At 41.9% G+C, this 234-nt stretch carries 1 protein-coding gene; it reads right to left on the bottom strand.

The genetic code is table 11. The features are described from left to right. A partial coding sequence (locus tag HMPREF2603_RS13460; RefSeq protein ID WP_186822232.1) for a hypothetical protein occupies window positions 1–234 on the bottom strand: 234 nt, incomplete at both ends.

A 234-nucleotide genomic window follows, 5' to 3' on the forward strand; every position in this document is an offset into this window, starting at 1 on the left:
ATTCACCTGGTGTTTGACCATTAGGTACTTTTGTTGGATCATCCACTGTGACCACTGGTGTACCTTTATCCGCTGGGAAGTTAGGTACTGTCACTTTATCTTTGACCTCTTGTTCAGTGGTGCCTAGGCCAAATGGTTTTTCAATCGGTTGGACTGTTGGTTCATAAGTGTCTGAATTTTTCGGTCCAACTGTTACTTTCACATTCACTGTATCCGTTGTTTTATCTGGATAAG

Source organism: Staphylococcus sp. HMSC055C03, from assembly GCF_001809385.1.
Lineage (GTDB): Bacteria > Bacillota > Bacilli > Staphylococcales > Staphylococcaceae > Staphylococcus > Staphylococcus simulans.